This window comes from Pseudonocardia petroleophila, from assembly GCF_014235185.1.
Taxonomy (GTDB): domain Bacteria; phylum Actinomycetota; class Actinomycetes; order Mycobacteriales; family Pseudonocardiaceae; genus Pseudonocardia; species Pseudonocardia petroleophila.
Window position 1 is genome coordinate 2,135,811 of the sequence record NZ_CP060131.1, and the last position, 17,777, is coordinate 2,153,587.

The 17,777-nt window shown below is 75.9% G+C and carries 19 protein-coding genes; 11 read left to right on the forward strand and 8 right to left on the reverse strand.

The genetic code is table 11. The features are described 5' to 3' along the window. Positions 1-4 precede the first annotated feature (4 nt). Positions 5-232, forward strand: a complete 228-nt coding sequence (locus tag H6H00_RS10800; protein ID WP_185721150.1) for a PspC domain-containing protein — start codon at positions 5-7, stop codon at positions 230-232. Between the two features lie 15 nt (positions 233-247). On the opposite strand, the gene H6H00_RS10805 is transcribed toward H6H00_RS10800, so the two are convergent. Further along, positions 248-838 carry a TIGR03086 family metal-binding protein gene (locus H6H00_RS10805; protein WP_185721151.1) on the reverse strand — a complete coding sequence of 197 codons (591 nt, stop codon included), beginning with the start codon at positions 836-838 and terminating at the stop codon, positions 248-250. Positions 839-899: 61 nt separating this feature from the next. Here H6H00_RS10805 and H6H00_RS10810 point away from each other — a divergent pair, with 61 nt between their 5' ends. Continuing rightward, on the forward strand, positions 900-1,835 hold the full coding sequence (locus H6H00_RS10810; RefSeq protein ID WP_185721152.1) for a helix-turn-helix transcriptional regulator: 936 nt from the start codon (positions 900-902) through the stop codon (positions 1,833-1,835). 14 nt (positions 1,836-1,849) lie between these two features. Here the strand turns inward: H6H00_RS10810 and H6H00_RS10815 are convergent, their stop codons facing one another. Further along, positions 1,850-2,014: a hypothetical protein gene (locus tag H6H00_RS10815; RefSeq protein ID WP_185721153.1), complete on the reverse strand. Its 165-nt coding sequence runs from the start codon at positions 2,012-2,014 to the stop codon at positions 1,850-1,852. 97 nt (positions 2,015-2,111) lie between these two features. On the opposite strand from H6H00_RS10815, the gene H6H00_RS10820 reads away from it, so the two are divergent. Continuing rightward, entirely contained in the window at positions 2,112-2,390 is a 279-nt protein-coding gene (locus tag H6H00_RS10820) for a hypothetical protein (RefSeq protein WP_185721154.1), read from the forward strand. Positions 2,391-2,469: 79 nt separating this feature from the next. On the opposite strand, the gene groL is transcribed toward H6H00_RS10820, so the two are convergent. After that, positions 2,470-4,110: a chaperonin GroEL gene (gene groL / locus H6H00_RS10825; RefSeq protein WP_185721155.1), complete on the reverse strand. Its 1,641-nt coding sequence runs from the start codon at positions 4,108-4,110 to the stop codon at positions 2,470-2,472. Positions 4,111-4,295: 185 nt separating this feature from the next. Here groL and moeA point away from each other — a divergent pair, with 185 nt between their 5' ends. The 4 genes from moeA to H6H00_RS10845 all read left to right on the forward strand — a co-directional run bounded on the left by moeA (position 4,296) and on the right by H6H00_RS10845 (position 10,113). Then, positions 4,296-5,516 (forward strand): molybdopterin molybdotransferase MoeA, encoded by a 1,221-nt coding sequence (gene moeA / locus H6H00_RS10830; RefSeq protein WP_185721156.1) that lies wholly within the window; start codon positions 4,296-4,298, stop codon positions 5,514-5,516. Between the two features lie 359 nt (positions 5,517-5,875). After that, entirely contained in the window at positions 5,876-6,589 is a 714-nt protein-coding gene (locus H6H00_RS10835; RefSeq protein ID WP_185721157.1) for a phosphatidylserine decarboxylase, read from the forward strand. Positions 6,590-6,592: 3 nt separating this feature from the next. Further along, positions 6,593-7,906 carry a CDP-alcohol phosphatidyltransferase family protein gene (locus tag H6H00_RS10840; protein ID WP_185721158.1) on the forward strand — a complete coding sequence of 438 codons (1,314 nt, stop codon included), beginning with the start codon at positions 6,593-6,595 and terminating at the stop codon, positions 7,904-7,906. Next, the gene (locus H6H00_RS10845; protein ID WP_185721159.1) at positions 7,903-10,113 is read left to right on the forward strand and encodes an AAA family ATPase; all 2,211 of its coding nucleotides are present in this window, start codon (positions 7,903-7,905) and stop codon (positions 10,111-10,113) included. The genes H6H00_RS10840 and H6H00_RS10845 overlap by 4 nt, the downstream gene beginning before the upstream one ends. 4 nt (positions 10,114-10,117) lie before the next feature. Here H6H00_RS10845 and H6H00_RS10850 read toward each other — a convergent pair whose 3' ends face one another. Next, a complete protein-coding gene (locus tag H6H00_RS10850) occupies positions 10,118-10,837 on the reverse strand; it encodes a LytR C-terminal domain-containing protein (protein WP_185721160.1) in 720 nt (239 codons plus the stop codon). Between the two features lie 48 nt (positions 10,838-10,885). Beyond that, the gene (gene napA, locus H6H00_RS10855) at positions 10,886-11,194 is read right to left on the reverse strand and encodes a nucleoid-associated protein NapA (protein ID WP_185721161.1); all 309 of its coding nucleotides are present in this window, start codon (positions 11,192-11,194) and stop codon (positions 10,886-10,888) included. 140 nt (positions 11,195-11,334) lie between these two features. Between napA and H6H00_RS10860 the strand changes: the two genes are divergently transcribed. Next, positions 11,335-11,907, forward strand: a complete 573-nt coding sequence (locus H6H00_RS10860) for a peptide deformylase (RefSeq protein WP_185721162.1) — start codon at positions 11,335-11,337, stop codon at positions 11,905-11,907. Here H6H00_RS10860 and H6H00_RS10865 read toward each other — a convergent pair. After that, positions 11,904-12,539, reverse strand: a complete 636-nt coding sequence (locus tag H6H00_RS10865) for a response regulator (protein ID WP_185721163.1) — start codon at positions 12,537-12,539, stop codon at positions 11,904-11,906. The genes H6H00_RS10860 and H6H00_RS10865 overlap by 4 nt on opposite strands. Further along, the gene (locus H6H00_RS10870; protein WP_185721164.1) at positions 12,536-13,681 is read right to left on the reverse strand and encodes a sensor histidine kinase; all 1,146 of its coding nucleotides are present in this window, start codon (positions 13,679-13,681) and stop codon (positions 12,536-12,538) included. The genes H6H00_RS10865 and H6H00_RS10870 overlap by 4 nt, the downstream gene beginning before the upstream one ends. 226 nt (positions 13,682-13,907) lie before the next feature. Between H6H00_RS10870 and H6H00_RS10875 the strand changes: the two genes are divergently transcribed. After that, entirely contained in the window at positions 13,908-14,603 is a 696-nt protein-coding gene (locus tag H6H00_RS10875; protein WP_344736520.1) for an ABC transporter ATP-binding protein, read from the forward strand. Beyond that, positions 14,600-16,288, forward strand: a complete 1,689-nt coding sequence (locus H6H00_RS10880) for an FtsX-like permease family protein (protein ID WP_185721166.1) — start codon at positions 14,600-14,602, stop codon at positions 16,286-16,288. The genes H6H00_RS10875 and H6H00_RS10880 overlap by 4 nt, the downstream gene beginning before the upstream one ends. Before the next feature lie 54 nt (positions 16,289-16,342). Here the strand turns inward: H6H00_RS10880 and H6H00_RS10885 are convergent, their stop codons facing one another. Then, positions 16,343-16,780, reverse strand: coding sequence for a nitroreductase family deazaflavin-dependent oxidoreductase (locus H6H00_RS10885; protein ID WP_185721167.1), 438 nt, complete (start codon positions 16,778-16,780; stop codon positions 16,343-16,345). A 150-nt stretch (positions 16,781-16,930) separates the two neighbouring features. Between H6H00_RS10885 and thiD the strand changes: the two genes are divergently transcribed. Beyond that, positions 16,931-17,776 carry a bifunctional hydroxymethylpyrimidine kinase/phosphomethylpyrimidine kinase gene (gene thiD, locus H6H00_RS10890; protein WP_221775850.1) on the forward strand — a complete coding sequence of 282 codons (846 nt, stop codon included), beginning with the start codon at positions 16,931-16,933 and terminating at the stop codon, positions 17,774-17,776. Position 17,777 lies beyond the last annotated feature (1 nt).

Genomic DNA, 17,777 nt, shown 5'->3' on the forward strand with positions numbered 1-17,777 from the left:
AGCCATGGAACAGCACATCGACACCGTCCCCACCCGCCCCGTCGTCCGCCTCACGCGCAGCCGCGACGACCGCATGGTCGCCGGCGTCTGCGGCGGCGCCGCCCGCGCCTACGGCCTGGACCCGGCCCTGCTGCGCCTGGCCCTGGTCCTGCTCACCGTGTTCGGGGCGGGCGCCGGCGCCATCGCCTACGTCGCCGCGTGGATCCTCGTGCCGGAGGAGCCCGCCTCCTAACGGCCCGGGACCGGATCAGGGGCGGGCGTGCCCGGACCAGTGGGCGAGCCGCTCCGTGGGACCCGCGTCCGGCCCGGACGCGACGACCGCGGCGAACGGCACGGGCCCGCCCCGCACGGCGGCCGGGACGAGGGGCGCCACGACCGCGAGCACCTGCTCCGGCACCGCCGGGTCGGGGAACTCCACCGGCTGCCCGGTGGCGACGGCCAGGTCCCAGCCGTGCACCAGCGTCTCGTTGAGGTACGCCCACACCGCGGTCCGGGCGGGCGCCCTGCCCCACGGGGCGACGACCTCGCGGTCCAGCACGCCGTCGGCCCGGTACACCGGCCACATCCGCTCGGTCGCCGCGGCGTACGCCTCGGCCCACCCGTCGTCGGGGACGCCGGTGACGACGGTGGGCTCGGTGGTGGGGTCGCCGCCCTCGCCGATGACGCGGGCGCGCCCGACCGTGGCGACGAGGTGCCCGAGGAGCGCCCGGACGTCGTACTCCGCGCAGGGGGTCGGGTCGTCGAGCCGGTCGGCCGGGACGGCGGCCATCAGCTCGCGGACCCAGGTGAGGGCCCGGGCGTAGGAGGGGCGGGGGTCGGTGATCTCCGTGGTGGTCATGGGAGGAGCCTCGCGCGTAATCACGCCATCTCCTGTCGTGTATTCGTGGCATCCTCGACGGATGCGCGCCGACCGGCTCCTCTCGCTGATCCTGCTGCTGCGCCACCGCGGCCGGATGTCGGCCGCGGCGCTCGCGCGCGAGCTGGAGGTCTCCACGCGCACGGTGCTGCGCGACATCGAGGCGCTGTCGCTCGCGGGCGTGCCCGTCTACGCCGAGCGCGGCCGCACGGGCGGGTTCGCGCTGCTGCCCGGCTACACCACCGACCTGACCGGCCTCACGCACGACGAGGCGCGGGCCCTGCTGGTGGCCGGGGCGCGCACCCCGTCACCCGCGCTGGCCGCGGCGATGCGCAAGGTGGTCGCGGCGCTCCCGGACGCCCAGCGCGACACCGCGACCCGGGCCGCGGGCCGGGTCGTGCAGCGGCCCGAGCGGATGCTGTCCGACCGCGCGGCCGACGACGGCGGCGTCCTGCGCGCCGTCCAGGAGGCGGTGTTCTCGGCCCGGCGCGTGCGGCTGCTCTACGCCGCGCGCGACGAGGAGCCGCGGTGGCGCACCGTCGACCCGCTCGGCCTGGTCGACGCGGGCGGGCAGTGGTACCTGCTCGGCACCCGCGACGGCGCCGACCGGACCTACCGGCTCTCCCGGGCCCGCGCGGCCGAGGTGCTCGACGAGCCCGCCGCGACGGCCGCGGACGTGGACGTCGCGCGGCTGTGGGAGGAGCGGCGCACCCGCTTCCGGGAGGGGCTGGCGAACCTGCCCGTGCGGATCCGGGTCCCGGCGACCCGGCGGGCGGACCTGCCGTCGACCCTCCCGGTCGACGCGGAGGAGCCCGACGGCCACCACGTCGTGCTCGACGTGCGGTTCGGCGGCGCGGAGCACGCCGAGACGGTCGTCTGGGGGCTTGCCCCGGACGCGGAGGTGCTGGCCCCGCCGGAGCTGCGCCGGGCCGTGGCGCGGCGCGCGCTGGCCACCGCCCGGCACCACGACCGGCCGTGAGGCGCCGGTCGTCGTCAGCGCCGCGGGCCGTCGTCGCGGAACAGGGCGCCCGGCTGCTCGTCGGGATTGGGCTCCGGGACCGGTGCCGGAGCCCCGGACCGCCGACGGCGGTCCAGCCACAGCAGGACCAGCCCGGCCGCGACGCAGACCGCGGCGAGCACGAACCAGAGCGCCTCCATCCCTCGACAGTGCCCGACTCCGGCCGGCGCCGCCGGGGTTACCGACGAGTAGTCGTACGGAGGCGCCGGCCCGGCGGGATCCCTAGCGTCTCCGGACATGACCAGCGCAGCACACGTCCGGGCCGTCCGGGCCACCTCCGCCGCGACCGTGCTCACGGCGGCCTTCGGGGTGGCGGTCCTCGCCGCGGCCGACGGCTCCGCGCGGGCCGCGGCGCTCGTGCTCGCCAGCTGCCTGGCGACGTCGGCGGTCCCGGTGGCCGTCCGCGTGTGGGGCGGGCGCGCGCCGGACGCCGACGCCCTGTTCGTCCGCGTGCTGGTCAGCCTGTCGGGCTACCTGCTGCCGATGGCGGTCTTCCAGGCGCAGTTCGGGGCCTGAGTGCGAACGCCGCAGGGGCGGCACCCGGAACTCGGGTGCCGCCCCTGCGGGACGTGCGGGTACTGCGGGGAGGCGGGACTCAGAAGTCCATGCCGCCCATGCCGCCCATGCCACCGGTGGGGTCGCCCCCGCCGCCGGCCGGGGCCTTCTCCGGCTTGTCGGCGATGACGGCCTCGGTGGTGAGGAACAGGGCCGCGATCGACGCCGCGTTCTGCAGCGCCGAGCGGGTGACCTTGGCGGGGTCGATGATCCCGGCCTTGATCAGGTCCTTGTACTCACCGGTGGCCGCGTCGAGGCCCTCGCCGGCCGGGAGCCCGCGCACCTTCTCCGCGACGACGCCGCCCTCGAGGCCGGCGTTGATGGCGATCTGCTTGAGCGGAGCCTCCAGCGCGACCTTGACGATGTTCGCGCCGGTGGCCTCGTCACCGTCGAGACCGAGACCCTCGAACAGGCCCGCACCGGCCTGGATGAGCGCCACGCCGCCACCGGCGACGATGCCCTCCTCGACGGCCGCCTTCGCGTTGCGAACGGCGTCCTCGATGCGGTGCTTGCGCTCCTTGAGCTCGACCTCGGTCGCGGCTCCGGCCTTGATGACCGCAACACCGCCGGCCAGCTTGGCCAGGCGCTCCTGCAGCTTCTCGCGGTCGTAGTCGGAGTCGGTCTTGTCGATCTCGTTGCGGATCTGGGAGACCCGGCCGGCGATCTGGTCGGCGTCGCCGGCCCCGTCGACGATGGTGGTCTCGTCCTTGGAGACGACGACCTTGCGGGCGGTGCCCAGGAGCGAGAGGTCGGCGTTCTCGAGCTTCAGGCCGACCTTCTCCGAGATGACCTCGCCACCGGTGAGGATGGCGATGTCGGCCAGCATGGCCTCGCGGCGGTCACCGAAGCCCGGCGCCTTGACGGCGACGGACTTGAACGTGCCGCGGATCTTGTTGACGACGAGCGTGGCCAGGGCCTCGCCCTCGACGTCCTCGGCGATGATCGCGAGCGGCTTGCCGCCCTGCATGACCTTCTCCAGCAGCGGGAGCAGGTCCTTGACCGTCGAGATCTTGGAGGAGACCAGGAGGATGTAGGGGTCCTCCAGCTCGGCCTCCATGCGCTCGGCATCGGTGACGAAGTAGGGCGAGATGTAGCCCTTGTCGAACCGCATGCCCTCGGTGAGCTCGAGCTCCAGACCGAAGGTCTGGCTCTCCTCGACCGTGATGACGCCTTCCTTGCCGACCTTGTCCATCGCCTCGGCGATGAGCTCGCCGATGGTGGTGTCGGCCGCGGAGATGGACGCCGTGGCGGCGATCTGCTCCTTGGTCTCGACCTCCTTGGCGGTCTTCAGCAGCTGCTGCGAGACGGCCTCGACGGCCTTCTCGATGCCGCGCTTGAGGGCCATCGGGTTGGCGCCGGCGGCGACGTTGCGGAGACCCTCGCGGACGAGCGCCTGCGCCAGCACGGTGGCGGTGGTGGTGCCGTCACCCGCGATGTCGTCGGTCTTCTTCGCAACTTCCTTGACGAGCTCGGCCCCGATCTTCTCCCAGGGGTCCTCGAGCTCGATCTCCTTGGCGATCGACACACCATCGTTGGTGATGGTGGGCGCGCCCCACTTCTTCTCCAGGACGACGTTGCGGCCACGCGGGCCGAGCGTCACCTTGACGGCGTCGGCGAGGGTGTTCATGCCGCGCTCGAGCCCGCGGCGCGCCTCCTCGTCGAAAGCGATCATCTTCGCCATGGGTGTGTAGTCCTCCGTTTGGGATGACCGAAAAGTCACTGTGTCGAACCCGGTGCCCGCGACGGACGACCGGCAACCCTGCGCCGATCTCACCGGCCCGACTGATTGGCACTCTACCGTGCCGAGTGCCAACGCGGTTCTAGCACTCGGGTACGGCGAGTGCAAGGTGGTCCCGGTGGGGGAGGATGAGCGCCGTGATCCGATCCGTGGAGCAGCACCGGGCCGTCGTCGCGGCCCTCGTCCCCGTCCAGCCCACCGAGGTGGTCCCGCTGGCCCAGGCCCGGGGGCGGGTGCTCGCCGAGGACGTGGTGGCGGGCGTCTCCCTCCCGTCGTTCGAGAACTCCGCGATGGACGGGTACGCGGTGCGGGCCGCCGAGCTGGCGGGGGCGTCGCAGGACGCGCCCGTCGTGCTGCCGGTGGCGACCGACATCCCGGCCGGGCGCACCGACGTCCCCGCGCTGGAGCCGGGCACGGTCGCGCGGATCATGACCGGGGCGCCGATGCCGGCCGGGGCGGACGCGATCGTGCAGGTCGAGTTCACCGACGGCGGCACGGAGCGGGTGTCGCTGCGGCACGCGCCCGAGCCGGGCGTGCACGTCCGCCGGATCGGCGAGGACGTCGTGGCGGGCCGGGTCGTCATCGACGCCGGCACGGTGCTGCAGGCGGCCCAGATCGGGATCGCGGCCGCGGTCGGGCTCGCCGAGCTCCCGGTGCGCCGACGCCCGGTCGTGCTGGTGCTGTCCACCGGGTCGGAGCTGGTGGCTCCCGGCTCCCCGCTGCGGCCGGGCCAGATCTACGAGTCCAACGGCCCGATGCTGGCCGCGGCCGTCGAGGAGGCCGGCGGGGTCGCCGAGCTCCTGCGGTTCGTGCCCGACGACGTCGAGGAGTTCCTGGGCCGGCTCGCGGAGCGGATCGAGGGCGTCGACCTGGTGATCACCTCGGGCGGGGTCAGCGCCGGGGCCTACGAGGTCGTCAAGGACGCGTTCACCGGGCGCGGGGTCGAGTTCGTGAAGGTCGGGATGCAGCCGGGCGGGCCGCAGGGCGCCGGGCGGGTCGACGCGCTGGGCGGCGTCGCGGTCGTGACGCTGCCCGGCAACCCCGTCAGCTCGCAGGTGTCGTTCGAGGTGTTCCTCCGGCCGGCGCTGCGGGCCGCGATGGGGCATCCGCACCCGGACCGGCCCGTCGTCACGGCCACGCTGGGTGAGCACTGGACGTCCCCGTCGGGGCGGCGGCAGTTCCGTCGCGCGGCCGTCGACGCGGTGCGCGGGACGGTCGCCGAGGTCGGGAACCCGGCCTCGCACCTGCTCGCCGCGCTCGCCAGGGCGGAGTGCCTGGTGTCCGTCCCGGCCGAGGTGACCGACCTCCCGGAGGGCTCACCGGTGGAGGTCTGGCTGCTGGACGGATGATCCGGGCCTCTGATGTGAGGCACGTCACAGTCCAAGGATGCAACATTCGGCGGGCCGGGGACGTCATACCGGTGAACGTTCGGCCGATCGGTGCACATCGCGGGGATCATCTCTCCGCGATCTGGACGATCGATCGCACGCTCAGGGATACTTTCCGCAGGCCCGGGTAACCAGGGCCCATCGCAAAGGACCTACCGCCCGTCGCTGGGGAGCGGACGAGCGGTTCCACGGCCGGGGTCGTCGTCTCGGGGGATGACGGCCCCGGCCCTTTTGCGTCCGGGCGGTCGCGTACCGTAGCCGCGGCCACAGCGACCCCCTCGCCGGGTCATCCCTCGCCGGAGGAGCCGAGAACGCACCCCATGTCCGATCCCGACACCCCCGCCGGCTTCTCCCCCCGCCACGTCGCCGGCCTCGTGCGCGAGGCGATCCCGCCGATGCACCCCGGTGGACGCCCGCTGGTCGCCGCGGTCGCGCTCGCGTCCGGGATCGTCCGGGCCCTCTCCGGCCGGGGCACCGCCACCGGCCTGCTCGCCACCGCCGCCACCGCCGCGTTCTTCCGCAACCCGCACCGCGTGCCGCCGCCGCGGACCGGGGTCGTGCTGGCCGCGGCCGACGGCACGGTCGCCACGGTCTCCGACGTGCTGCCGCCTCCGGAGCTCGGCCTGCCCGCCGAGACCGTGCCGCGGGTCAGCGTCTTCCTGTCGGTGCTCGACGTGCACACCCAGCGCGTGCCCGTCGACGGCCGCGTCCTCGCCGTCACCTACACCCCCGGCGCGTTCCTCTCCGCCGACCTCGACAAGGCCAGCGAGGACAACGAGCGCAACTCCGTCCTGCTGGAGAGCACCGGCGGCGCGCGCGTCGGCGTCGTCCAGATCGCGGGGCTGCTGGCGCGCCGGATCGTCTGCGACGTGGCCCCCGGCGACGAGGTCGCCGCGGGCGAGACCTACGGCCTGATCCGCTTCGGCTCGCGCGTCGACACCTACCTCCCGGCCGGCAGCGTCGTCGAGGTGGCGGTGGGGCAGCGCACGGTCGGCGGCGAGACGGTGCTGGCGACCCTGCCCGAGAGGGCCTGAGCGGTGCCCGCCCCCTACCCCGCGGGCGTCCGGCTGCTGCCCAACGCCGTCACCGTCATCGCGTTGAGCGCAGGCCTGTCCTCGGTGTACTTCGCGCTCGGCGAGCGGTTCGACATGGCGGTGCTCGCCGTCGGCGTCGCCGCGCTGTGCGACGCCCTCGACGGACGGCTGGCCCGGCTCCTCGACGCCAGCACCCGGATCGGCGCGGAGCTCGACTCGCTGGCCGACCTCGTCTCCTTCGGGGTGTCGCCCGCGCTCGTGCTCTACGTCTGGCAGCTCCAGGCGTGGCAGATCGGCAGCGAGGGCCGGTTCGGCTGGGTCGTCGCGCTGACGTTCACCGTGTGCATGGCGCTGCGGCTCGCGCGGTTCAACACGCTCCTCGACGAGGAGGACGAGTACCCGTTCGCCAAGGAGTTCTTCGTCGGGGTGCCCGCCCCGGCCGCCGCGCTGGTGGCCGGGATCCCGCTGTTCGCCTCGCTGCACCTGGGCGAGGGCTGGTGGTCGGCCCCCGTCGTCGTCGGGGTGTGGATGCTGGTCGCGGCCGCGCTGATGGTGAGCAGGCTGCCGACGCTGTCGTTCAAGACCGTGCGGGTGGCGCCGCGGCTGATCGCGCCGCTGCTCGTGCTGGTCGGGCTGCTGGCCGCGGTGCTGGTGACCGCCCCGTTCCTCACCCTGGCCGTCGTCGGCCTGCTCTACCTCGGCGCGCTGCCGTACACGGTCTACCGCTACCGCTGGCTGTCCCGGCACCCCGAGGCCTGGGACGTGCCCGGTCGCGAGCGCCGGGCCGTGGTCCGCGCCGCGCGGTCGGCCCGGCGCCTGGGCCTGCGCCCGCCGCTGCGCCGCCGGGTCGCGGGCCGGGCGAGCGAGGTGGCGGGCCGGGCCCGCGGGGCCGTCGCGGGGGGCCGTGCGGCGCCTGGGCGACGACGGGCCGCCGCCGCGGCGCGCCCCCGGCCCCGGCCCGGCCGCGCCCCCGCCCGACCGCAACCGCCTGGGCCTGCGCCGGGCCCGCCGCCGCTGACACCTCCCCACGCCCCCGCGAGTTCGCCGCTCCCACCCCGCGAGTTTGCCGCTCCCACCCGGCGAGTTGCCGCTCCCACCCCGCGAGTTTCCGGCTGCCGCCCGGTGAGTTCGCGGTTGCCGCCCGGTGAGTTGGCCGCCGCGGCCCGGCGATTCGGCCGTCCCCACCCGGCGAGTGTGCCGATGCCACCCGGCGAGTCGGCCGTCGGCGCTCGGGGCGTGGCCGGGACGACGTACGTGATCGGCCAACACGGCGTACGTGAACGGAAAACTCGCGGGGTGGATAGCGTGGGGTCGTGATCACGCTCGTCGCCCGGCTCGCCGCGTCCGCCGCCGATGCCCGGCGGGGGGTCGTGCGCCTGCACCCCGAAGTCCTCGACGCGCTCGGGCTGCGCTCCTGGGACGCGGTGACGCTCACCGGTGCCCGCGTGACGACCGCGCTCGCGGCCCCCGGCGACGGTCCGGCGGGGCAGGCCACCCTCGACGACGTGACGCTGTCGAACGCCGGTCTGTCCGACGGGGCGGCGGTCGTCGTGGCGGCGGCCGGGGTGGAGCCCGCGCGCCGCGTGCTGCTGACCGGGTCGCGGCTGGCCCGGGCGTCGGTGCCGCCGGAGACGCTGCGGCTCGCCCTGCTCGGCAAGATCGTGACCGGCGGCGACGCCGTGTCGCTGCTCCCGCAGGACCTCGAGCCCGCGCCCGGTCTGGACCCCGCGCTGGCGCGCAGCCGGGTCGCCGGGGCGCTGGGCGGGGCCTGGACCTCCGAGCTCCTGACGGTGGCCGCGGTCGACCCCACCGGGGCGGTCACGGTCCACCCGAGCAGCGTCGTCGGCTGGCACGACGGCCCGTCGACGGCCGACACCCCCGCGGGCCCCTCCCCCGCGCCCCGGGAGTCGCCGGTCTCCCGGCCCCCGGCCGCCGCCGTCCCCCCGCCGGCGCCCCCGGTCCCCGCGCTGCCCGTCGAGGACCTGATCGGCAACACCGGCGCCGCCCGGCGCCTCGCGGAGTGGCTGGAGCTGAGCCTGGACCGGCCGGAGCTGCTCGCCCGCCTCGGCGGGTCGGCGCGCCTCGGCGTGCTCGTGGTGGGGCCGGAGGGGGTCGGCAAGACCACGCTGGTGCGCAGCGTCGCCTCCGCGGTCGACGCGCGGTGCGTCGAGCTCGCCGGACCCGCTGTCGTGGCCACGGCCGACGCCTCCCAGCGCGTGCACGACGTCCTGGCCGCGGCCCGCACGGCGGCCCGGGCGGGGGAGCGGGTGCTGCTGCTCGTCACCGACGTCGAGGCGCTGCTGCCGGCCGCGACCCCGCCCCCGCTGTCGACCCTGGTCCTCGACGCGCTCCGGGAGACGCTCTCGACGCCCGGGCTCGTGCTGGTGGCCACGACGTCGGCCCCGGAGGGCGTCGACCCGCGGCTGCGCGCCCCCGACCTCGCCGACCGCGAGCTCGGCCTCGCCCTGCCCGACCTGCGGGTCCGCACCGAGCTGCTGCGCCGGCTGCTCGCCGCCGTTCCGGTGGCCGACGGCGTCGACCTGCGGGCGGTGGCCGAGCGGACGCCCGGGTTCGTCGTGGCCGACCTCGTCGCGCTGCGCCGCGAGGCGGCCGTGCGCGCGGCCCTGCGCGGCGGCGACGACATCGGCCAGGCCGACCTGCTCGACGCGGTCGGGTCCGTCCGGCCCATCTCGATGTCGTCCTCGGCCACGCTGCAGACCGGCGGGATCACCCTGGACCAGGTCGGCGACATGGTCGAGGTCAAGCAGGCGCTGACCGAGGCCGTGCTGTGGCCGCTGCAGTACCCCGACTCGTTCGCCCGGCTCGGCGTCGCCCCGCCGCGCGGCGTCCTGGTCTACGGCCCGCCGGGCTGCGGCAAGACCTTCCTGCTGCGCGCGCTCGCGGGCACCGGGCAGCTCAACGTCATCGCGGTGAAGGGGGCGGAGCTGCTGGACAAGTACGTCGGGGAGTCCGAACGCGCGGTGCGCGAGCTGTTCCGCCGGGCCGCCGACGCCGCGCCCGCCCTGGTCTTCCTCGACGAGATCGACGCGCTCGCCCCGCGCCGCGGTGGCTCCACCGACTCCGGGGTGGCCGACCGGGTCGTGGCCGCGCTGCTCACCGAGCTCGACGGCGCCGAGCCGCTGCGCGACGTCGTGGTGGTCGGGGCGACCAACCGGCCCGACCTCATCGACCCCGCCCTGCTGCGCCCGGGCCGGCTGGAGCGGCTGGTGTACGTGCCGCCGCCGGATGCGCAGGCGCGCGCCGACATCCTGCGCGCCGCGGGCCGCAACACCCCGCTCGCCGACGACGTCGACCTCGACGCGCTCGGGGCCCAGCTGGACGGCTACTCCGCGGCCGACTGCGCCGCGGTGCTGCGCGAGGCCGCGCTCACGGCGATGCGCGAGTCGCGCGAGGCCGCCGAGGTGACGGCCGCGCACATCGCGGCCGCCCGGGCCGCCGTGCCGGCGTCGCTCGACCCGGTGCAGCTCGCGGAGCTCGCCGCGTACGCCGAGCGCCGCGGCTGACCGGTCAGGCGCCCTGGTAGTCGCGGGTCAGGATGACGATGACGCCCGGGGTGGAGTCCTGGATGCCGTCGAACCGCGGCTCGACGCGCAGGCCGAACGCGTTGCCCAGGAACTCGGCGGCGTCGCGCTCCGCGGTGCCCTCGCGGTAGTAGACCGTGGAGGTGGGGATGAGGCCGTTGTAGCCGCCGGTGTCGGTGACGGTCCACCCCGCCGACTCGAAGTCGGCCGCGCCGCGGGCCGCGAGCCCGGGGATCGTGCTGTTGTTGTAGACGCGCAGCGGCATGCGGACGCTCTCCGCCCCGCCACCGGACGCACCGGAGCCGCCGCCGAACGCGGCGCCGCCGCCCGATCCGCCGGCCGAGCCGCTGCCGGCCGAGCCGCTGCCGCCCGAGCCGCCACCGGCCTCGGCCGAGCCGTCGCCGGGTGCCGCGATCCCGCCCGTCGGCTCCGGGCCGAACGAGGGGACCGGCACGCCGCCCTCGCCGCCGGTCGCGCCGTCGGTGGGGGCCGCGCCGCCGGGCGGCGTGACGCCGTCGGTGGTGGTGAAGCCGTCGCCGGGGGCGGCGGTCACGCTGGTGGACGGGGCGGCGCTGGAGCCGCTGTCGCCACCGCCGGTGGCGAGCGTGGCGATGCCGATGATGCCGGCGACGGCGCCCACCCCGAGCAGGGCGAGACCGCCGATCCGCAGGGGAGACGGGCCCCCGGACGGGGCGGGTGCGGTCACGGGTGTCCTCCGATGTCGGGTCAGGTCGTGCGGAGGATCATGGTGTCCCTACCAGGGCTCGATGCCCAGCCGACGCGCCGCACGGGTGCGCTGCCGGCTCTGCCGGAGCCGGCGCAGCCGCTTGACGAGCAGCGGATCGGCGGCGAGTGCCTCCGGCTTGTCGACGAGCGCGTTCAGCACCTGGTAGTAGCGTGTGGCGGACATGTCGAACAGCTCGCGGATCGCCTGTTCCTTGGCGCCCGCGTACTTCCACCACTGGCCCTCGAAGGCGAGGATCTCCCGCTCCCGGCGGTCCAGGACACGGGCGGTGCTGCTGCCTGTGGCGGATGCCCCACTGGCTTCGGTGGCGGACTCCATCACGCTCCTCGCGGCCTCGCTCAACTGAATGACACACGTGTCATTCACGGCGGCCATTCAACCACGGGGGACCGACAGGACCGGGGCAGGGACGCGCCGCCCGACGGGTGACGATCCGGTACGTCGTAGGCTCCGGACCCGTGGCCGTCCGACCGATCCGCATCATCGGTGATCCCGTCCTGCACACCCCCACGCGACCCGTCGAGGTGTTCGACGACGAGCTGAAAGTGCTGGTCGCGGACATGTTCGACACGATGGCCGCGGCCGAGGGGGTGGGTCTGGCGGCCAACCAGATCGGCGTCGACCTGCGCGTGTTCGTCTACGACTGCCCGGACGAGGTCACCCGTTCGCGCGTGCGCGGCGTGGTCGTCAACCCGGTGCTGGAGACCTCGCCGCGGCCCGAGGGCATGCCCGACCCCGAGGACGACGAGGAGGGCTGCCTCTCCGTGCCCGGCGAGGCGTTCCCGACGGGGCGGGCGGAGCGGGCGACGGTCACCGGGGTCGACGTGGACGGGGCCCCGGTCGCGGTCGAGGGCCACGGGTTCCTCGCCCGCTGCCTGCAGCACGAGGTCGACCACCTCGACGGCGTGATCTACGTCGACCGGCTCGTCGGGCGCAACGCGCGCGCCGCGAAGAAGCAGCTGCGCCGCCTCGGCTGGGGCGTGCCCGGCCTGGCCTGGGACCCGTCGACGCAGCAGGCCGACGACGTCTAGCGCACCTGGCCGTGCTCCCACGCCCAGACGGCGATCTCGGTGCGGTTGCGGGCGTCGAGCTTGTTCTGGACGTTCGTCAGGTGCGTCTTGACGGTGGACAGCGAGACGAACAGCTCCGCGGCGATCTCGGCGTTGGTGCGGCCGCGGGCCACCGAGCGCACGACGTCGAGCTCCCGGGGGGACAGCACGCCGTCGACCGACGCCGGCCGCGCGGGCTCGGCGAAGTGCTCGAGCAGGCGCACCGTGACCGCCGGGGAGACCAGCGCCTCGCCCGCCGCGGCCGCGCGCACCGCCTCCACCAGCAGCCGGGGCCCGGCGTCCTTGAGCAGGAACCCGCACGCCCCCGCGCGCAGGGCGCCGTAGACGTACTCGTCGAGGTCGAAGGTGGTGACGACGACGATCCGGGGCGGCTCGGCGTCGGCGGTGAGCAGCCGGGTGGCCTCCAGCCCGTCGAGCTCGGGCATGCGGATGTCCATCAGCACGACGTCGGGGCGCAGGGCCCGGGCGCGCGCGACCGCGTCGACGCCGTTGCCCGCCTCCCCGACGACCTCGACGCCGTCCTCGGCGGAGAGGATCAGCCGGAAGCCCGTGCGGACCATCTCCTGGTCGTCGGCGAGCAGGACGCGGATCACCGGCGCGCCAGCGGGATCCGGGCCGCCACCGACCACAGGCCGGGCCCGGCCGGGCCCGCGGTCAGGTCGCCGCCCAGCGCGGTGACCCGCTCGGCCATCCCGACCAGCCCGAACCCGCGCGGGCCCGGGGCGGGCAGCGCGGAGGGCACCCCGTCGTTGCGCACCGACACGAGCAGTTCCTCCCCACGGAGTCGGAGATCGACCTCCACGGTCGCAGCCTCCGGCGCGTGCCGCCGGACGTTGGTCAGAGCCTCCTGGACGACCCGGTAGCCGGTGGCGGCGACCCCGGCGGGCAGGACGGCGTGCACCAGGCCGGGGTCGCCGGCGAGCCGCACGACCTCCCCGCCGGGGTCGAACCGCGAGACCAGCGTCGGCAGCCCGCCCAGCTCGGCCCCGGGCGTCCGCGCCCCCTCGGCGTCCTGGCCGCGCAGCACCCCGACCATCGCGCGCATCGCCGCCATCGCGTCGACGCCGGCGTTCTCGATCGCGGCGAGGGCGCGGTCGACGTCGTCGGGCGAGGTCCGGGCGACGACGGCGGCGGCCTGCGCGGCCACGATGATGCCGGTGACGTGGTGGGCGACGACGTCGTGCAGGTCGCGGGCCAGCTCCATCCGCTCGCCGGACCGCACCTCCTCCAGCGCCGCCCGGCGCCGGGTCTCGGCGTCGCGCACCAGCAGGCCGATGCCCACCGCTCCGCCCCAGCCCAGTGCGGAGAGCACGGCGAGGGACGGGATGCCCTCCGGGGTGCGCAGCCACGCCGAGCCGACGATGGCCAGCGCGGCGACCGACGTGAGCAGCACCGCCGTGCGCAGCGGGGCCCGGCGGAGCACGGCGACCACCAGCACGGCCAGTGCGAGCTGCTCGGCGAAGGAGATGTCGGTGGCGACCGGCGGGCCCGCCACGGCCACGACCGCCGTGACGACGATCGAGGCCCCCATCGCGACGGCCGCGACCGGGACCAGCGCGACGCCCGTGCGGCGGCGCCACAGCACCACCAGCGGGACGACGAGCCCGCCCACCACGTTGATCCGCGATCCGCCGGAGACCAGGAGCAGGACGTCGACGAGGTACCAGATCAGGTAGCCGAGGACCTCGGCGGTGAGCCCGGAGTGCCGCCGGACCCGGCGCAGCAGGCGGATCACGGGTCGAGCCTAGGGCGGGCGGTGGTGCCGGCCCCTCGTCCGGAAGTACGAGCACCCGGACGGGATGTCGGTCCGGCGGCCGAGGCGGGTGCGGCCCGGCGGGGCGCATCGTCCCGGTCATGGACCTGATCTCGGCGGTGCTCGGCACCGCGGCGTGGACGGCGGGAGTGCTCCTGCTGCTGGTGATGGCGGCACTGCCCTGGCTCGAGCGCCTCGGGAGCGGGCGGTGAACGCCGCGCTGCGCGGGGTGCGGCTCACCCACCGCTTCGGTGCGGCGACGGTGCTGCACGAGGTCGACATCGCGGTGCACCCCGGGGAGACCGTCGCGGTGACGGGCCCGTCGGGGTCGGGGAAGTCGACGCTGCTGCACTGCCTGGCGGGCATCCTGCGGCCCGCCGAGGGGGAGGTGTGGCTGGGCCCGGACCGGATCGACGGGTGGTCGGAGTCGCGCCGCACCGCGCTGCGCGGTTCCCGCCTGGGGTTCGTGTTCCAGTTCGGGCAGCTGCTGCCAGAGCTGCCGGCCGTGGAGAACGTGGCGCTGCCGCTGATGCTGGGCGGGATGCGCCGCGCCGAGGCCGTGACGCGCGCGGCGTCGTGGTTCGGCCCGCTCGGCCTCGACGGGCTGGAGCAGCGGCGGCCCGGCGGGCTCTCCGGCGGGCAGGAGCAGCGGGTCGCGATCGCGCGGGCGCTCGTCACGTCGCCGGAGGTGGTGTTCGCGGACGAGCCGACCGGGGCGCTCGACACCGCCACCGGCGAGCGGACCATGGCCCTGCTGCGCGACCTGGTGGCCCGCACCGGCACCGCACTCGTCGTCGTCACGCACGACGCGGAGGTGGCGGCGCGCTGCCACCGCACGGTCGTGCTGCGCGACGGCCGGGCCCACCCGCCCGTCGGGCGACTCGTCGACGGGGGCGTCCGGTGATCGGCGTCGCGCGCCTGTCGCTGCGGCTGCTGCGGCTCGGCGGACGGCGGGCCGCGCTGTCGGCCGGGCTCGTCGCGACCGGGGTGGCCGTCGGGACGGTGCTGCTGGCCCTCGCGCTCGGCGGCGTGCACGGCTGGGACGCCCGCGAGGAGCGCACCGGGTGGCGGTCCGACCTGGCCCAGCGGGAGCCGGCCGCGGTCCCGGTGGTGCTGGCCGCGAGCCGCACGGAGGTCGTGGCGGGCCGGGACGTGGAGGTCGTCGACGTGGCTGCCGCCGCGCCCGTCCGGACCCCGCCGCCCGGCCTGGAACGGGTGCCCGCGCCGGGGGAGGTGCTGGTGTCCCCGGCGCTCGGCGACCTGCTCGCGCGGCACCCGGTCGCCGGCCTCGCCCCCACCGGAGTGATCTCCGACGACGGCCTCCGCGGCCCCGACGAGCTGGTCGCGGTGGCCGGGGTGTCCGCCGACGACCCGGACCTGGTCCCGCTCGCGGGCTTCGGCCCGCCCGCGGGGTTCGGCCCGATCGAGGTCTACCGCCAGCTCACCTACGTGGCGGCGGCGCTGCTCGTCTTCCCGGTGGCGAGCCTGCTCGGGGCGTCGGCCCGGCTCACCGCCGCGCGCCGCACGGAGCGGCTCGCGCTGCTGCGGCTGCTCGGGGCGTCGACCCGGCAGGTGACGGTCGCGGCCGTCACCGAGGTCGTCGCCGTCGCGACGGCGGCCGCGGCGCTCGGCGTCGCCCTGTACTGGCTGGCCGCCCCGGCGGTGGCGTGGATCGAGCTGGGCGGGGGCCGCTGGTTCCCCGACGACGTGCGCCCGGCCCCGCCGACGCTGCTCGCCGTCGTCGCCGGGGTCGCGCTGCTCGCGGCGGCCGCGGCCGTGGGCGGGATGCGGCAGGTGGTCGTCGGGCCGCTCGGGGTGGTGCGCCGCCAGGGGGCCGGCGGGGCGCGGCTGCTGCGGCTGCTCGGGGTGGGGGCGGGCCTCGTCGCGTTCGGGATCGTCAACACCGTGCGCGACGCCGGGCCCGCGAACGTCACCGGGCTGGTGTTCGGCGTCGGCGTCCTGATCCTGTTCGGGACGGTGTCGCTGGTCGGGCCGCTGGTGGTGCGGCTGCTCGGTGCGGGGATGGTGCGCACGGCCCGGTCCGCGGGGACGCTGCTCGCCGGGCGCCGCCTGCTCGACGACCCGAAGGGCGCCTTCCGCCCGCTGGCCGGGCTGACGCTCGCGGTGTTCGTCGCGGGGTTCCTGGCACCGCTGACGGCGGGGCTCGGCGAGGACGGGACCGGGGCCGACTCCGTCCTCGCCCAGGACCTGCAGCGCGGCACCCTGGTCGTGCTCGTCGGCACGTTCGTCATCGCCGCGACCGCCACCGGCACGGCCGCGGCGGCCCGGATCCTCGACCACCGGCGCCCGCTGCGGCTGCTGCGCCTGGCCGGCACGCCGCTGGGCGTGCTCGACGCGGCCCGGCGCGCGGAGACGATCCGGCCGCTGCTCGTGCTCGGCGGGATCGGGCTGGCGATGGGGCTGGTCTGCGCGTCTCCGTTCGCGGCGGCCTCGGACGCGTTCGCCCCGTCCGGGCTGCTGCTGCTCGGCGTCGTCGTGGTGGCGGGGGTGCTGCTCGTGGCCGGGGCGTCGGCGGCGTCGCGCCCGCTGCTGCGGTCGGTGACGACGGAGGGCGCCCGCGAGGACTGACCACCGCAGCGCGGGCCGGCCCCGCCGCGGCGGGACCGGCCTGCGGCGGCGACGTCAGGCGCGCTCGGTGAGCTTGAAGACCGGGATCTCGCGGTCGGTCTTCTCCTGGTAGTCGGCGTAGTCGGGGAACGCGGCGACGCCGCGCTCCCACCAGATCGCCTTCTCCTCGCCGGTGATCTCCTGCGCGTCGTAGTCCTTGGTCACCGTGCCGTCCTGCAGCTCGACGTGCGGATCGGCCTTGACGTTGTGGTACCAGACGGGGTGCTTGGGCGCCCCGCCCAGCGACGCGACGATCGCGTACTCGCCGTCGTGCTCCACGCGCATCAGCGGGACCTTGCGCAGCTTCCCCGACTTCACGCCCCGCGTCGTCAGCAGGATGACCGGGCGTCCCTTGATGTCGACGCTCTCCGTCGTCCCGGTCTCAAGGATCTTCTCGGTCTGGTCGCGGACCCAGCCCTCGGGGCTGAGCTCGTACTCTCCTTCAAGCGGCATGCCCCCATCGAACACGGCTTCCCCGCGCCACGCCGGGCGGGCTACGGTCACCGATCACACGGGAGCTCGCGGCAGCGGGCTGAGAGGGTGGCTGACCCGCCACCGACCGTCGAACCAGACCGGGTAATGCCGGCTGCAGGAGGTACGGACATGAAACCGACCGTGGGCACCACCCCGCCGCGCGTGCTGACGATCGCCGGCACCGACTCCGGCGGCGGCGCGGGCGTCGCGGCCGACCTGCGGGCGATGGCGGCGTGCGGCGTGCACGGCTGCGTCGCCGTCACGGCGGTCACCGTCCAGAACACGCTCGGGGTCAGCGGGGTGCACGTGCTGCCGCCGGAGACGGTCGCGGCGCAGATCGAGACGGTGGCCTCCGACATCGGGCTCGACGCCGCGAAGACCGGGATGCTCGCCGGGCGCCCGACGATCGAGGCGATCGTGGCGGCGTGCGACCGCGCCGGGATCGGGGCGGGCGGGCGCACGCCGTTCGTCGTCGACCCGGTGGCGGCCTCGATGCACGGCGACCCCCTGCTCGCCGACGACGCCCTCGACGCCTTCCGCGACCTGCTGTTCCCGCGCGCCACGCTGGTCACCCCCAACCTCGACGAGGTGCGGCTGCTGGTCGGCGTCGAGGTGCACGACCGCGCGGGCCAGTACGACGCGGCGAAGACGCTGCACGCGCTCGGCCCGCGCCACGTGCTCGTCAAGGGCGGGCACCTGGCCGAGGACGCCGACGTGTGCGTCGACCTCCTCTACGACGGGCACACCTTCACCGAGCTGCCCGGCCCCCGCTTCGCCACGGGCCACACCCACGGCGGCGGCGACAACATGGCCTCGGCGATCGCCTCCGGGCTCGCCCGCGGGCTCGACGTGCCCGCCGCCGTCGCGCTCGGGAAGCGCTACATCACCGAGGCGGTCCGGCACGCGTACCCGCTCGGGGCCGGGCACGGTCCGGTGTCGCCGCTGTGGGCGGTGCGACCGTGGTGGACCGGCTGAC

Bases quoted from the DNA above. Each gene is read 5' to 3' on its own strand.
- H6H00_RS10820 (WP_185721154.1), top strand. From the start codon at position 2,112: ATGACCAGCGCAGCACACGTCCGGGCCGTCCGGGCCACCTCCGCCGCG.
- H6H00_RS10805 (WP_185721151.1), bottom strand. From the start codon at position 838: ATGACCACCACGGAGATCACCGACCCCCGCCCCTCCTACGCCCGGGCC.
- napA (WP_185721161.1), bottom strand. From the start codon at position 11,194: ATGGAGTCCGCCACCGAAGCCAGTGGGGCATCCGCCACAGGCAGCAGC.
- moeA (WP_185721156.1), top strand. From the start codon at position 4,296: ATGAGCGCCGTGATCCGATCCGTGGAGCAGCACCGGGCCGTCGTCGCG.
- H6H00_RS10835 (WP_185721157.1), top strand. From the start codon at position 5,876: ATGTCCGATCCCGACACCCCCGCCGGCTTCTCCCCCCGCCACGTCGCC.
- thiD (WP_221775850.1), top strand. From the start codon at position 16,931: ATGAAACCGACCGTGGGCACCACCCCGCCGCGCGTGCTGACGATCGCC.
- groL (WP_185721155.1), bottom strand. From the start codon at position 4,110: ATGGCGAAGATGATCGCTTTCGACGAGGAGGCGCGCCGCGGGCTCGAG.
- H6H00_RS10800 (WP_185721150.1), top strand. From the start codon at position 5: ATGGAACAGCACATCGACACCGTCCCCACCCGCCCCGTCGTCCGCCTC.
- H6H00_RS10810 (WP_185721152.1), top strand. From the start codon at position 900: ATGCGCGCCGACCGGCTCCTCTCGCTGATCCTGCTGCTGCGCCACCGC.
- H6H00_RS10885 (WP_185721167.1), bottom strand. From the start codon at position 16,780: ATGCCGCTTGAAGGAGAGTACGAGCTCAGCCCCGAGGGCTGGGTCCGC.
- H6H00_RS10815 (WP_185721153.1), bottom strand. From the start codon at position 2,014: ATGGAGGCGCTCTGGTTCGTGCTCGCCGCGGTCTGCGTCGCGGCCGGG.